A 14,375-nucleotide genomic window follows, 5' to 3' on the forward strand; every position below is an offset into this window, starting at 1 on the left:
CTCCGCCGGCCCGAGAAGCCGTCCCCCCTCCAAGCGCCAAAGGCGCGCCAGAGAGGGGGGAAGCCGCGCAGCGGCGCAGGGGGGTGTCTCATATCAATGACGCGAACGGCGCACCAGGCCAGATGTGTCCAGGATCAGGGCCACCTTGCCGTCGCCCAGGATGGTGGCGCCCGAGACGTTGGGCACCTTGCGGTAGTTGGATTCGAGGTTCTTGATGACCACCTGCTGCTGGCCCAGAAGCTCATCGACCATGAGGGCCACGCGCGATCCGTCCGCTTCCACCACCACCATGATGGGGCTGGCGCTGTTGTGCTCGAAGCGCGGCACGTCGAACACGCGCTCGAGTTCGATCACCGGCATGTACTCTTCGCGGACCTTCACCACCTGCGCGCCCTGCGCCATGGTGTTGATGTCACCGGGCTTGACCAGGAAGGACTCGACCACGTTGGACAGCGGCAGGATGTAAACCTCGTCGCTCACGCGCACCGACATGCCGTCCATGATGGCCAGCGTGAGCGGCAGGCGCACCGAGACGCGCAGCCCGTAGCCTTCGGCTGAATCGATCTCCACCGTGCCGTTGAGCGCGGTGATGTTCTTCTTCACCACGTCCATGCCCACGCCGCGCCCGGAGACGTCGGTCACCGCCTCGGCGGTGGAGAAGCCGGGGGCGAAGATCAGTTGCCAGACCTCCGCGTCGGTCATCGTGTCCGGCGCCTCGATGCCTTTCTCGCGCGCCTTCTTCAGCAGCTTCTCGCGCGACAGGCCCTTGCCGTCGTCGCGTACCTCGATGAGGATGGAGCCGCCCTCGTGCGAGGCCGAGAGGGTGATGGTGCCGTGTTCGGTCTTGCCGCGGGCCAGGCGCTCCTCCGGCATCTCGATGCCGTGGTCGCAGCTGTTGCGGATCAGGTGGGTCAGCGGGTCGGTGATCTTTTCCACCAGCCCCTTGTCGAGTTCGGTCGCTTCGCCCTGTGTGATGAGCTCCACTTTCTTGCCCAGCTTGCCGGCCAGGTCGCGCAGCATGCGCGGAAAGCGGCTGAACACCACCGACATCGGGATCATGCGGATCGACATCACCGCTTCCTGCAGGTCGCGCGTATTGCGGTCCAGGTCGGCCAGGCCGGCCAGCAGCGGGTGGCTGGCGTTGTCGCTGAGTTCGCGGCTCTTCTGCGCCAGCATGGCCTGGGTGATCACGAGTTCGCCCACCAGGTTGATGAGCTGGTCCACCTTGCTCACGGCCACGCGCAGCGTGGTGGAGTCCGGCGCGGCGCCAGTACCCGACCGTGCTTCGGCGCGCGTTGGCGCAGACGGGGTGTTTGCGGCTTCCCGTGCCGGTGCTGCAGTCGCCGCCACAGCCGGCAGGCCCGGCGCGCCTTCAAAGAAGCCAAAGTCCTTGCCTTCGCCGGCATCGGCCGCCGTGATGCGGATGTCGTCCTTGCCCACGTGGAAGGTGAACAGGTCCATCAGGTCGGCGTCGCTGGCGCTGGTGTGCGCGCGCCAGGCCCGGCTGGTGGCCATGTCGCAGGGCAGGGGCTCGACGCGGCCCAGGCCCGGAATGTCGCGGAACAGTTCGGCGATGCCATCGGCCGAAGCCGGGTTCTGCAGCGGGCCGATGTGGATGTCCAGCATGCGTTCGGCCTTGCCGGCCACCGGCGCAGCCGGGGCTTCGGCGGCGGGTGTCGCCACTGGTGCGGCGGCGGCGCGTGGCGCGGTCAGCGGTTCGGTCGCGCTGCCGTGGGCCAGTGTCTCGATGCGGCGCACCAGCTCCCCGGTGGGCGGCGGTGTCACGTCGCGGCCCTGGTGGCGCGCCAGCAGGCCGCGCAGCGCGTCGGTCGATTCCAGCAACACGTCCACCATCGCGGTGGTGGGTTGCAGTTCATGGCGGCGCAGCTTGTCCAGCAGCGACTCCATCTGGTGCGTGAGTTCGGCCACGTCGGCAAAGCCGAAGGTGGCCGCGCCGCCCTTGATCGAATGCGCGCAGCGGAAGATCGCGTTGAGTTCTTCGTCGTCGGCGTGCGCCACGTCCAGCGCAAGCAGCATCTGCTCCATCTGGTCCAGGTTCTCACCCGCTTCCTCGAAGAAGATCTGGTAGAACTGGCTCAGGTCGATGTCGTCTCCGACATGGTGCCCTTCATTCATCATTTCACCCATGGTGAAACTCCTTGGCAACTGCAGGGGCTCATCGGATCACCTTCTGGATGACCTCGATCAGGCGGCCCGGATCAAAAGGCTTCACCAGCCAACCCGTGGCGCCCGCGTTGCGGCCAGCCTGTTTCATCTGGTCGCTGGACTCGGTGGTGAGGATCAGGATGGGTGTGCTCCTGAAGCGGGGGTGCTCGCGCAGCTTGCGCGTCAGGCTCAGGCCGTCCAGGCCGGGCATGTTCTGGTCGGTCAGCACCAGGTCGATGCTGTGGTTCTGGGCTTTTTCGTAGGCGTCCTGGCCGTCCACGGCCTCCACCACATGAAAGCCCGCCCCCGTGAGGGTGAACGACACCATTTTTCGCATGGAGGCCGAGTCGTCTACGGCAAGGATCGATCGCATGGAGTGCTCCGTGTTGGGTCAGGTATCGGCCGTTTCGGGGTCGACTTGAATCCTGGGGTGTGCGCTTCTGCTCAGAAGAGTTCGATGGACCCAGCATCCATCTCGCTCTGGGTGACCGGGCTCGGACGCTGCGGCATGGGCGCCAGTCCCAGGGGCTGTTCGTCTTCTTCCGGCGCCATGGTTTCCTCCGCCAGGCGCCAGGCGCAGCCCTGCAGGACCTTGCCGGTGTGCACGATGAGCTGGGTGGCCATGTCGTGGAACTGCAGCTCCGTCACCGCCTGGTGCAGAGCCTGGCGCACCGGCGCCAGGTCCGACGCACCGGCTTCGGCCGCCGACGCACCCAGCAGGCGGTTGGCGGCGCCAAAACGCTCCAGCAGGTTGGCCGTGGCATGGTCCAGCAAACCTTCTAGGCGCTGCAGGTCGGTCATGGCCATGAGCAGCGCGTCCTGCACCTCCGCGGCCACGTGCACGGGCAGCGAGACGGTCGGCATGGCGGGCGGCAGCGTCGGGTAGGACATGGCGGGGCCTCGGGGCTGAAGATAGAGGGGCGGGTATTACAATTTTCAGGATTCGCTGTCTTGGTTATCGGCCGATAACGGCCCGAATTCAGCCCCTTTTGCCGCCCAAACTGCCACCCAAGTCGCCTCCGGGACGCCCGGGGTGTGCAGCCTCCCACACCCCGACCCTGCCATGAGCGCCCTGCCCGAGACGTTGGACAACCCGGCGGAGAAACGCCCGGTCCGCATCCTGCATCTGGAGGATTCCCGGGTCGACCATGCGCTGGTGAAATTTGCCCTGCAGCGCAGCCAGCTTGCGAGCGAGCTGGTGCTGGTGGACACGGTGGACGACTTCCGCCGCGAACTGCAAGGCGGGCACTACGACATCGTGCTGGCGGACTACCACCTGCCCGGCTTCACCGGCATGGACGCGCTGGACGTGCTGCACGAACTGCAATTGGACGTGCCTTTCGTGATCCTCTCGGGTGCCATCGGCGAAGCCGCCGCGGTCGATGCCATGCACCGCGGTGTGAGCGACTACCTGCTCAAGGACAGCATGCACCGGCTCTCGCACGTGATCCAGCGGGCCATCGAGGTGCACGAGACCCGCCACGCCAAGGCCCTGGCCGACGCCGAGCTCGCCGAGTCGCGGCAGCGCCTGGCCGAACTGGCGGAACACCTGCAGACCGGCATCGAGCAGGAACGCGCCGACATTGCGCGCGAGATCCACGACGACATCGGCGGCGCGCTGGCCGCCGTCAAGCTCGACCTGGCCTGGGTCGGCCGCCGCGCCGCCGACGACGACATGCGCCGGCACGTGAGTTCCGCGCTGGAGATGCTGCAGCACGCGCTGGATGCCAGCCGCCGCATCATGACCAACCTGCGCCCGCCCATCCTGGACCAGGGGCTGGTGGCCGCCGTGGCCTGGCTGGCCTCGGGGTTCGAGCGCCGCACCGGCCAGCGTGTGATCGTGCGCCGCTCCTCCGAACAGATCGAGGTGCCGCGCGACGTGCAACTGGTCGCCTACCGCACCGCGCAAGAGGCGCTCACCAACATCACCAAGCATGCGCAGGCCACGGCGGTGGACATCGACCTCAGCGACCGCGAAGGCGTGCTCACGCTGGAGGTCACCGACAACGGCAAGGGCCTGGACGCACAGGCCCTGCGCAAGTCCAATTCCTTTGGCCTGCTGGGTCTGCGCGAGCGCGCTGCCAAGGTGGGTGGCTGGCTGGACGTGAGCTCATCCCCCCGGGGCACCTCGGTCATTCTCTCGGTGCCTCTGCAGTCTTCTCCGAACCCGGACCACCCGGCGCAAGCCGACAAGGACTCCCATGATCAAAGTGATTTTGTGTGACGACCACGCCGTGGTGCGGCGTGGCATCCGCGACACGATTTCAGAGGCCACCGACATCCAGGTGGTGGGCGAAGCCGGCAGTTACCCCGAACTGCGCGAACTCATGCGCAAGGTCGATTGCGACGTGCTCGTGCTCGACCTCAACATGCCCGGGCGCGGCGGCCTGGAGGTGCTGGCCACCCTCAAGGAAGAAGGCTCCACCGTGAAGACGCTGGTGGTTTCCATGTACCCGGAAGACCAGTACGCCATACGCTGCCTGCGCGCTGGCGCGCGCGGCTATGTCAACAAGGCCGGCGAGCCCGCCGAGCTGGTGGGTGCGATCCGCACGGTGCAGCAGGGCCGCAAGTACGTCACGCCCGAAGTGGCGCAGATGCTGGTGGACACGCTGAGCGCACCCGAAAGCGAGGAACTGCACGCCAGCCTGTCCGAGCGCGAACTGCAGACCCTGCAGAAGATCGCCTCCGGCAAGAAGCTGTCCGACATTGCCGAGGAACTCATGCTCAGCCCCAAGACCGTGAGCGTCTACCGGGCGCGCGTGCTGGAAAAGCTGCACCTGGCCAACAACGCCGAACTCACCGTCTATGCGATCCGCAACGGCATCGTCTGAGCCCTGCCGCCCCGTTCCGGGGCGCTGCGGAATAATGGCCGCATGAGCACCGCCACATCCATCTGGAGCCCTCTGCGACAGCCCGCCTTCCGCGGGCTGTGGCTTTGTGGCGGCGTGTTTTTCATCGGCAGCGGCATGCAGTCCATGAGCGCCTCATGGCTGATGATCGAGCAGACCGGTTCCTCCTTCCTCGCCGCGCTGGTGCAGACGGCGGTGTTCCTGCCCATGTTCCTGCTGGCACTGCCGGCCGGCGTGCTGGCCGACACCACCGACCGCCGCCGACTGATTTCCGGCGCGCTGATCGCCCAGGTCGCGGCGTGTGCCCTGCTGGCGCTGCTGGTGCTGTCCGGGCGCGACGGCCCGGCCTCCGTGCTGTTCCTGGTCTTCATGTGCGGTTGCTGTACCGCCGTGCTGACTCCAGCCTGGAACTCCTCCGTGGTCGATCCCGTGCCGCGCGAGGAGTGGCCGCAGGCCATCACCGCCATCAGCATCGCCTACAACGCCGCACGCGCCATCGGCCCCACGCTGGCCGGCCTGCTGTTCGCCTGGCTGGGGGCAGGCTGGGTGTTCATGGTCACTGTGTTCACCACGCTGGTGATGTGGGCGTCCATCCGCCGCTGGCCACCGCGTGCGCACCCACCCTCCAGCCTGCCGCCCGAGCGCCTGTGGGGCGGCACCCTCAGCGGCCTGCGCTTCGCCTGGCACTCGCGCATCATCCTGGCGCAACTGGTGCGCGTCATGGCCTACAGCGCCGCCGGCTCCGCGCTGTGGGCCTTGTTGCCCGTCATCGCGCAGCGCCAGCTCGGCGCGGGCGCCGAGGGCTTCGGGCTGCTCATGGGCTGTCTGGGTATCGGCGCCGTGGCCTCCGGCCTTTTCATCGGTCGCCTGCGCGCGCGCTTCGGGCTCGATGCCCTGGTCGTGGTCTGCTGTGTGCTGTTCGCACTCGTCATGCTGCTGGCCGCGCTGGTGCGCGTGCCCGCTGTCATCTACATCGCCATGGCGGTTGGCGGCGGGGCCTGGATGTCGGCCATGTCCACCCTCAACGCCGCCACCCAGGCCAGCGCCCCGCCCTGGGTGCGCTCGCGCGCCGTGGCCCTGCACATCGTGGCCGCTCTGGGCGCCTTCTCGCTCGGCTCCGCCTTCTGGGGCGCGGTGTCCGACATCGCCGGCCTGCCGGCGGCGCTCATCGCGGCCAGCGTGCTCATGGCCGCCGGCCTGCTGCTGGTGCGGCCGTTTCCGCTGCGCGTGGGCGGCGACCAGGACGTCACGCAGGGCACGCCCTGGGACGAACTCTTCGTCGATGCCGAACCCGCGCCCGAGGCTGGCCCGGTGGCGGTCGAGGTGGGTTACCGCATCCGTCCTCATGAAGACCGTGCCTTCCTCGACGCCATCAGCCACCTCAAGGCGCCGCGGCGGCGCGACGGCGCCACCTTCTGGCGCGTCTACAAAGACCTGGGGGAACCCTCGCGCTACGTGGAGCGCTTCATCGTCGAGTCCTGGGCCGACTACCTGCACCAGCGCGCCCGCGCCACCGTGGCCGACCGCGCGCTGGAGGCCGAGGTGCGCGCCTACCTCGCACCCGGCGAGAGTGCGCGCATGTCGCACTACATCGCGGAGCGCTGAGGCCATCGGGCCACCGGCTACCCTCATTCCACATGGGACCTTCCAGCGCCTCCACCCTGGTCACACTGGCCCTGGTGCCGCTGATCGCCTGGCGCGTCGTCGTGCGCTGGCGCCGCGCGCGTGGCCGCCAGCGCCTGAGCCGCTACCGCGGGCCCATCAGCCTGGTGCTGTACACCACGCTCATCCTCGCCCTGGCCTTCGCCAACCGGGCCTACCCGATCCATCTGCTGGGCCTGGCGCTGGCACTGCTGGCCGGCATGGGCCTGGGAGCCTTCAGCCTGGCGCGCACGCGCTTCGAGGCCACGTCACAGGGCCTGTACTACGAACCTCACGCGCCCATCGGCGTGGCGCTGTTCGTGCTGCTGGTGGCCCGGCTGGCGTACCGCGCCGTCGAGGTGTACGTGTGGCATCCGGGCACGCCGCGCAGCTGGGCCGAGTTCGCGCACGGACCGCTCACGCTGGGTGCGTTCGGCCTCATGGCCGGCTATGCCGGTTGGACCGCGCTGGGCCTGATGCGATGGCGCCGGCAGGTGTTGCGGCGCAAACGGGCGCGTGAAGCGGCAGCGCACGCGCCCGAAGAGCGCCGCTGACGCAGCGCCTCTCTGGTGATCAGGACTTCGCCTGCGCCGAAGGCGGCGGCGTGGTCACCACCTGGCCATCCTTCACCGGCAAAGTGTCGCCGGGCTTGAAGGAGGTGCGCACCGTGCCATCCTGCCCGTTGAGGCGGTAGGTCACGTCGTAGCCCTTGAGCTTCTGCGACTTCTCGTTCACCGTGCGGCAGCGCTGCTCCACGGACGAGACCACGTCCTTCTGCTGCATGTTCTTCTGCACCTGGTTGCCCGCGTAGCCACCGGCCATGCCCGGATTGGACTGGCGCCGCCGCGCGAGAAGTTCTCGCCGACGCGTCGCGAAGCCACGGCCATTGCGTCCGTATTTGTCGGAGAATGGACAATGCAGTTGAACGCACTGCGCATGACGAAGTGGCTGATGATCGATCTGGAGAAACTCAAATTGCTGCTGGCTGTGGTGGATGCGGGCGCCATTTCCAAGGCGGCCGTCTACCGCGGGGTGCCACAGTCGAATGTCAGCCGGCAGATCGCCAGCATCGAGCGCGAATACGGTGGTCATCTGCTGACTCGCAATGGACGTGGTGTTCAGCTCACCGAATTCGGTGTGGAGGTGCTGCCGCAGATCCGTGAGCTTGTGCTGGCAGCCGAGCGCCTGGAAACCAGTCTGCGCGAGGAATCGCGGGTGGTTCGAGGCGAGGTTCGCGTCGGCATCCTGACTACATTCGTGGGGTCCATGGCCGCACGCCTGTGGTCAGCGGTCGCGCAACAACTGCCGGAGGTTCAACTAAAGATCCTCGAAGGCATGAGCGGACAGCTGGAGGAATGGGTGGCGTCAGGCCGTACCGACGTATCGCTGGTACTGCGAAGCCAAGGCAGCATGCCGGCCGACATCATTATGCCGGCCAGCATCGTCTTCCACGTCGTCGGGCGAAAGGGCAGCCGACCAGTCTCCAGGCCGACCATCTCCCTCGCGGAGCTTGCCACTCTACCTCTGGTCTTGCCGGGTCAGCAGAGCAGCATGCGTACGACCCTTGAGCAAACCATCCGCAAACGTGGCCTGCAGCTTAATGTGGCGCTGGAGACAGACTCCTTTCTCACGCAGCTCCATGTGGCCGCAACTGGCGGGGCCTATGCCGTGCTCGGTCCCTTCGCGATGGTGTCAGGCTTGGCGACCGGCCGCACGCAGTCGTCTCGTCTGGTCGAACCGGAGATTCGACGTGATATCGGACTGGCGTTCACGACCGTCAGACCCGCCAGTTCTGCTGCACGGGAAGTCGCACGCATCATGCGGGGCGTCGTGATTGATGTGTTGCATGAGATCGGCGCGAATGCCCAGACCGACCTCAATGACCCGGCAAGCTGAAGCCGGATGTCAGCGCCTTGATCGTGTGCGGGCGTAGGCCGCCAGTTTCCCGACGGCACGTCCGGTGCGGGATGGCGTCGTCAGTACGGGAATACCTGCTTTACGAAACAGGTGGTGAGCCCCGGGTGCGATCTCCGGCCGTGTGCTGAAGCAGACGACCACCGGTTTGTCCTGGCTTTGACGGATACGGACGATATCGGCAGCTGCCACCTCCGCCACTGCATCTGGCAGTGCGGCCAGCATCACGACCAAAATGTCGTGGGCTGGATTGTCCACCAGCTCTTGCAGTGCGGCTGCGAACAGATGGGGTGTATTGAAGGCTGCCGCGGTAATATCCACCGGGTTGCCACAACTGACGTAGGGTGGCAGCAATCCGGCGAGACGTTGCCGAAGGTGAGGATCGGGGAGAGGGAGTTCGCAGCCATGCTGGACAAGTGCATCCGCCACGGCCACGCCGGCCCCACCGGAAACGGTGAGAACCGCCACGCGATCACCCTTGGGCATTGTGCAACCCGAGAATACCTGCACCAAGTCCACGATTTCCTCGTTGTCCGAGGCGCGCACGATGCCAGCCTCGCGGAACAGGTTGTTGTACATATCATCGTCCCCGCTCTGGCTGCCCGTATGGGCTGCGGCAGCGCGGGCACCTTCCGGCGATACACCGACCTTCCAGGCAATGATGGGCTTGCCTGCATCCAGCGCGCGTCGACCAACGTCGAGCAGCGCGCCAGGTCTGCGCAATCCTTCGATGTAGGTCGCCATCACGCGGGTTCCGGGATCCTTGATGCAGTGGTCCAGGACGTCGACCAAGCCCAGGTCGGCTTCGTTTCCCGTTGATATCACCTGGGCGATGCCAAGACCTTGTTCGTCAGCCATGCTGGCGATAGACATGCCGAAGCCGCCGGACTGCGATGCCACCGATAGCCCGCCGCTTGCATAGGTGAGTGCCATCGGACCGCCGAAGCCGGCGTACACGTTGGATGATGTGCTGATCATCCCCTGGCAGTTGGGACCGATCAGTCGGATGCCGTGCCGCGCGGCGACCTGGACCATGGCCTGCTGGGCTTTCGCGCCTTCATCACTGAGTTCCGCGAAACCTGAGCTCAGCACGATGGCGATGCGCACATTGCGCGCTCCACACTGTTCCAGTACGGCGGGCACCTGATCCGCAGCCACCGCGATGACCGCCAGATCGGGTGAGTCCGGCAAGACAGTCACGTCGGGGTAGCAGGCAATGCCGTTGATTTCGTTCACGGAAGGATTGACCGCGTACAGCTTGCCGGCGTAGCCATGAGTCACCAGATGGTGCAGTGGTTGGCCGGAGATGCTGCGGGGATTTCGAGAAGCTCCCACGACGACGATGGACCGGGGTTGGAACAGAGGGCGAAGGTCGGCGAACTGGGTCATGACGCGATGGTTTCCTGGGGTGTCGCCCGAATCAGGGCGTGATCTTCAGGTTGGTGGCTTTGGCCAGTTGCTTCCACTTGGCGATGTCTTTGTGGATGAATGCTTTGAACTCTTCCGCGCTGCCGCCGATGGGCGTCGCGCCCGACTTGCCAACAGCCGCCAGCAGGTCAGGGTTTTTCAGGATGTCGTTGATCTCGGTGTTGAGCCGCCTGACTATGGCTGGCGGAGTACCCGCCGGCGCTACGAGTCCGAACCAAGCGAAGCCGTCCATGCCATCCACCCCTCCTTCAGCAAAGGTCGGCACGCCGGGTAACAGATCGGTGTGCTGGTTGCCGGTCATCGCGAGCACGCGCAGCTTGCCGTCGCCGACATGCGGAACCGGGGTCCCCAGCGACACGAACGCGGCAGGAATGTGCCCGCCCAGCAAGTCCTGGATGGCCGGCACATCGCCCTTGTAGCCCACCTGGCTGACCGACAGCCCGGCGGAGTGGATGAACTGCAGCGCCATCAGGTGGGGAATCGAAGCCGTCCCTGAGTAGCCCACGGTAGCTTGCTTGGGGTCCTGTTTCGCAAGCTTCACATACTCCGCTGCAGTTCTCGCCGGCGACGAAGCGGGCACCACGAGAACTGCCGGCAAGGCAAAGGCCTGCACCACGGGCTCGAAGTCCTTCTCGGTGTCATAGCCAAGGTCATCGAAGAATGCAGCGTTGGTCGTGTGGATGGCCGCCGTCCATAGCAGGGTATAGCCATCGGGCATCGACTTGGCCACCTGGCTGGAGGCGATGCGGCCACCCGCGCCAGGTTTGTTTTCCACGATGACGGCGGTATTTAGGCGCTTGGCCAGTTGTTCGCCAACCAGTCTCGCGGCGAGATCGCTGGTACCACCGGTGGCGTACTGGGTGACCAGCTTTATCGGGCGGCTGGGCCACTGCTGCGCTTGGGCCGATACAGCTACCATGGCCAGCGCACCGGCCATGCCGAAAAGAACTTTCCTGCGGATAGGGTGACTCATGTTGTCTCCTGAATAGTTCACTGAGTGGGACGCTCGGTCCGATGGGGACTGTAGGAGCATCGAACGGCATGGGAAACATCCTCTGGCGGAAAGCTGATATGCATGAAAGCTGCATATCAGGTTTGCACCGAGGAGCGGCACGGTCGCCGGATACTCGCTGCTCTCGCACACCACCATACGGAGACACGAAGGAAAACCATGGGCCCACTTGCAGACCTGAAGATCGTTGAATTCGCCGCTATCGGACCGGTGCCGATGTGCGGCATGCTGATGGCCGACGCTGGCGCAACCGTGCTGAGGATCGACCGGACCAAGGACGTGGAGCTTGGCACCAGGCGTCCACCACGTTTCGAGCTGCTCAAGCGCGGACGAACGTCCGTTGCACTGGATGCGAAATCGCCCGAGGGCCGGGCACTCATCCTGGAGATTGTGCGCAATGCCGACGTTTTGCTGGAGGGATTCCGTCCCGGCGTGATGGAGAGGCTTGGGCTGGGTCCTGAGCCATGTCTCGAAGTCAATCCCCGGTTGGTCTACGCCCGCATGACGGGCTGGGGCCAGACCGGGCCCCTGGCCCACGTCGCCGCGCATGACATCAACTACGTCGCGCTGACTGGCGCACTGGCCGCCATGGGGCGCAAGGAAGGCGCACCCGCCGTGCCGCTCAATCTTGTGGGTGATTTTGGCGGTGGTGCCCTGTATCTCGCCTTTGGGGTACTGGCAGCAGTGATGGAGGCGCGCGGTTCCGGACGTGGCCAGGTCGTCGACTGCGCGATCACCGACGGCGTGCTTTCTCTCATGACGATGTTTTTCGGCGCCCGCGCAGCGGGAATGTGGAACCTTGCGCGCGCAAGCAACGTGATCGACTCCGGCGCACCCTTCTACGATGTCTACGAGTGTGCGGATGGAGGATGGGTTTCCATCGGCGCCATAGAAACGCGTTTCTATGACGAACTGGTCACCCGGATGGGCTTGAACGCAAGCACGTTGCCGGATCGCTCGGACCGTCAGAACTGGACGGAACTGCGCCAGATTTTCGAGCAAGTCTTCCGGCAGAAGAGCCGCGATCAATGGTGCGAGATTCTGGAAGGAACAGATAGCTGCTTTGCCCCTGTGCTCGACATGGACGAAGCGCTCGTGCACCCCCATTTAAAGGCCCGGGCTGCGTTCGAGTCTGTGGATGGCGTGGTTCAGCCCGTACCCGCACCACGCTTCAGCAGAACGCCAACGGCGGTCTCTTCCACCGTGCCGCGCCTCACGGGACGCGAGGCGCTGCGAGCGTGGCTGGGCGAGGAGCGTCTGGTGCAGTTCGAGAACGAGAACCTGTTGGCGCCGTTGTGAGAAACCCCTAGGCTGGGGCAAGCCCTTCTTCATCCCTGTGCCGGATCTGGTGGCCAGGATGCCGGGCGGTGAAGGGCGACTACGTTGCCTGGAATGCCTTTGCCGATATCTGCCGATCTGGCACCCATTCGTGCCAGATCAAGACAGCGGCTCGCCAGAACCGGACATGGTGTTCCCGGATGACGACCTACAGTGGCTGTGGCCAGCGAGATACCGGTGCCGATCCCTGGCCATCCACATACATCCAAGGGCGAAAGTGCGCGCATGTCGCACCACCTCGCGGAGCGCTGAGGCCCCGTCAGGACCTCGTGGCCTGTTGCGCCGAAGGCGGCGGCGTGGTCACCACCTGGCCATCCTTCACCGGCAAAGTGTCGCCGGGCTTGAAGGAGGTGCGCACCGTGCCATCCTGCCCGTTGAGGCGGTAGGTCACGTCGTAGCCCTTGAGCTTCTGCGACTTCTCGTTCACCGTGCGGCAGCGCTGCTCCACGGACGAGACCACGTCCTTCTGCTGCATGTTCTTCTGCACCTGGTTGCCCGCGTAGCCACCGGCCACGGCGCCCGCAATGGTGGCCACCGTGCGGCCGCTGCCATTGCCCACCGCGCTGCCCAGCAGGCCGCCGGCCAGGCCGCCGATGGCCGTGCCCGCGATGCGGTTCTGGTCCTTCACCGGCGCCTGGCGCTGCACCTGCACGTTCTCACACTGCTCACGCGGCGTGGTCACGGTCTCCATGACTTCCTTCACCGCCACCACTTCGGCCACCTTGGGCTCCATCAGCGTCTTGTAGCCGGAGACGGCGCCCGCACCGAGCACCACCATTGCCAGGCCGCCCACGGCGATGCCTTTCATCATTGACTTGTCCATCGCTCTCTCCTTTCGGTTTGTCGTACGGACAAATCTAGCCGCGCGCCGCCGCCGACCTGTGACAAGAGGTGTCACCGTCTCGCGGGGGATTGCCGGTGCGCCATCGCACAACGAGGCACCTTGGTAAACAGTCTGTATACCCTTGAGAGGTTTGGTTGCAGGATTCACCCACGCTTCACGACGCGGGTGCACGCTCATACCAGCCGCGCGAGCGGTTCACCACCGCCACCACGGCCAGCATGAGTGGGACTTCGATCAGCACACCGACCACCGTCGCCAGCGCCGCACCCGACTGCAGGCCGAACAGGCCGATGGCCGTGGCCACCGCGAGCTCGAAGAAGTTGCTCGCGCCGATGAGGGCCGAGGGGCCGGCCACGCAGTGGCGCACGCCAAGCTGGCGGTTGAGGACATACGCCAGGCCTGCGTTGAACACCACCTGGATCAGGATGGGCACGGCCAGCAGCGCGATGACCCGTGGCTGGGCCAGGATGGATTCGCCCTGGAAGGCAAAGAGCAGCACCAGCGTGAGCAGCAGCGCAGCCATGGAGGCCGGCCCGAGGCGCGCCGCCACGGCGTTGAAGTGCCCGGTGCCGCGCCGCAGCAGGACCTTGCGCCAGAGTTGGGCGCCGATGACCGGTGCCACGATGTACAGCGCGACCGAGGTGAGCAGCGTGGCCCAGGGGACGGCGATGGACGACAGACCCAGCAGCAACGCGACGATGGGCGCGAAAGCCACCACCATGATGCTGTCGTTGAGGGCCACCTGCGACAGCGTGAAGTAGGGGTCACCACGGCAGAGCTGGCTCCAGACGAACACCATGGCGGTGCACGGCGCGGCGGCCAGCAGGATGAGCCCGGCCACGTAGCCGTCGACCTGCTCCGGCGGCAGCCAGGGGGCGAACACATGCCGGATGAAGACCCAGGCCAGCAGGGCCATGGAGAAGGGCTTGACGGCCCAGTTGATGAACAGCGTGACGCCGATGCCGCGTGCGTGGGTTCGCACCTGGCCAAGTGCCGCGAAGTCGATCTTCAGCAGCATGGGCACGATCATGACCCAGATCAGCAGGCCGACCGGGATGTTCACCTGTGCCACCTCCATCGCGCTCAGCGCCAGGAAGAGGCCGGGCTGCCACTGCCCCAGCGCGATGCCGGCGACGATGCACAGGCACACCCAGAGGGTGAGGTAACGTTCGAAGAAGCCCAT

The 14,375-nt window shown here is 66.0% G+C and carries 14 protein-coding genes; 6 read left to right on the forward strand and 8 right to left on the reverse strand.

The annotated features are described in order from the left end of the window. Window positions 1-93 precede the first annotated feature (93 nt). The 3 genes from KIT53_RS11060 to KIT53_RS11070 all read right to left on the reverse strand — a co-directional run bounded on the left by KIT53_RS11060 (window position 94) and on the right by KIT53_RS11070 (window position 3,057). Window positions 94-2,148 (reverse strand): chemotaxis protein CheW, encoded by a 2,055-nt coding sequence (locus KIT53_RS11060; RefSeq protein ID WP_297752111.1) that lies wholly within the window; start codon window positions 2,146-2,148, stop codon window positions 94-96. Between the two features lie 28 nt (window positions 2,149-2,176). Continuing rightward, window positions 2,177-2,539: a response regulator gene (locus KIT53_RS11065; RefSeq protein ID WP_297752114.1), complete on the reverse strand. Its 363-nt coding sequence runs from the start codon at window positions 2,537-2,539 to the stop codon at window positions 2,177-2,179. Between the two features lie 71 nt (window positions 2,540-2,610). Beyond that, window positions 2,611-3,057, reverse strand: a complete 447-nt coding sequence (locus tag KIT53_RS11070) for a hypothetical protein (protein ID WP_297752117.1) — start codon at window positions 3,055-3,057, stop codon at window positions 2,611-2,613. A gap of 172 nt (window positions 3,058-3,229) precedes the next feature. On the opposite strand from KIT53_RS11070, the gene KIT53_RS11075 reads away from it, so the two are divergent. The 4 genes from KIT53_RS11075 to KIT53_RS11090 are packed head-to-tail and all read left to right on the forward strand — an operon-like array spanning window position 3,230 to window position 7,210. Continuing rightward, window positions 3,230-4,390 carry a response regulator gene (locus tag KIT53_RS11075; protein WP_297752120.1) on the forward strand — a complete coding sequence of 387 codons (1,161 nt, stop codon included), beginning with the start codon at window positions 3,230-3,232 and terminating at the stop codon, window positions 4,388-4,390. Next, window positions 4,368-4,997 (forward strand): response regulator transcription factor, encoded by a 630-nt coding sequence (locus KIT53_RS11080; RefSeq protein WP_297752123.1) that lies wholly within the window; start codon window positions 4,368-4,370, stop codon window positions 4,995-4,997. The genes KIT53_RS11075 and KIT53_RS11080 overlap by 23 nt, the downstream gene beginning before the upstream one ends. Window positions 4,998-5,039: 42 nt before the next feature. Continuing rightward, window positions 5,040-6,620, forward strand: a complete 1,581-nt coding sequence (locus KIT53_RS11085; RefSeq protein WP_297752125.1) for an MFS transporter — start codon at window positions 5,040-5,042, stop codon at window positions 6,618-6,620. Window positions 6,621-6,652: 32 nt separating this feature from the next. After that, window positions 6,653-7,210 carry a CcdC protein domain-containing protein gene (locus tag KIT53_RS11090; RefSeq protein WP_297752127.1) on the forward strand — a complete coding sequence of 186 codons (558 nt, stop codon included), beginning with the start codon at window positions 6,653-6,655 and terminating at the stop codon, window positions 7,208-7,210. Between the two features lie 19 nt (window positions 7,211-7,229). On the opposite strand, the gene KIT53_RS11095 is transcribed toward KIT53_RS11090, so the two are convergent. Then, window positions 7,230-7,478, reverse strand: coding sequence for a hypothetical protein (locus KIT53_RS11095; protein ID WP_297752129.1), 249 nt, complete (start codon window positions 7,476-7,478; stop codon window positions 7,230-7,232). Window positions 7,479-7,571: 93 nt separating this feature from the next. On the opposite strand from KIT53_RS11095, the gene KIT53_RS11100 reads away from it, so the two are divergent. Further along, window positions 7,572-8,552 carry a LysR family transcriptional regulator gene (locus tag KIT53_RS11100; RefSeq protein ID WP_297752132.1) on the forward strand — a complete coding sequence of 327 codons (981 nt, stop codon included), beginning with the start codon at window positions 7,572-7,574 and terminating at the stop codon, window positions 8,550-8,552. 9 nt (window positions 8,553-8,561) lie between these two features. On the opposite strand, the gene KIT53_RS11105 is transcribed toward KIT53_RS11100, so the two are convergent. Then, window positions 8,562-9,959: a CoA-binding protein gene (locus tag KIT53_RS11105; RefSeq protein WP_297752135.1), complete on the reverse strand. Its 1,398-nt coding sequence runs from the start codon at window positions 9,957-9,959 to the stop codon at window positions 8,562-8,564. A 31-nt stretch (window positions 9,960-9,990) separates the two neighbouring features. Next, on the reverse strand, window positions 9,991-10,971 hold the full coding sequence (locus KIT53_RS11110) for a tripartite tricarboxylate transporter substrate binding protein (protein ID WP_297752138.1): 981 nt from the start codon (window positions 10,969-10,971) through the stop codon (window positions 9,991-9,993). 198 nt (window positions 10,972-11,169) lie between these two features. On the opposite strand from KIT53_RS11110, the gene KIT53_RS11115 reads away from it, so the two are divergent. Continuing rightward, window positions 11,170-12,309 carry a CaiB/BaiF CoA-transferase family protein gene (locus KIT53_RS11115; protein WP_297752141.1) on the forward strand — a complete coding sequence of 380 codons (1,140 nt, stop codon included), beginning with the start codon at window positions 11,170-11,172 and terminating at the stop codon, window positions 12,307-12,309. 298 nt (window positions 12,310-12,607) lie between these two features. On the opposite strand, the gene KIT53_RS11120 is transcribed toward KIT53_RS11115, so the two are convergent. Further along, window positions 12,608-13,171, reverse strand: coding sequence for a glycine zipper 2TM domain-containing protein (locus tag KIT53_RS11120; RefSeq protein WP_297752144.1), 564 nt, complete (start codon window positions 13,169-13,171; stop codon window positions 12,608-12,610). 175 nt (window positions 13,172-13,346) lie between these two features. After that, window positions 13,347-14,375 carry an ACR3 family arsenite efflux transporter gene (arsB, locus tag KIT53_RS11125; protein ID WP_297752147.1) on the reverse strand — a complete coding sequence of 343 codons (1,029 nt, stop codon included), beginning with the start codon at window positions 14,373-14,375 and terminating at the stop codon, window positions 13,347-13,349.

Origin of the sequence: Hydrogenophaga sp., from assembly GCF_026125785.1 — a bacterium.
Lineage (GTDB): Bacteria > Pseudomonadota > Gammaproteobacteria > Burkholderiales > Burkholderiaceae_C > Hydrogenophaga.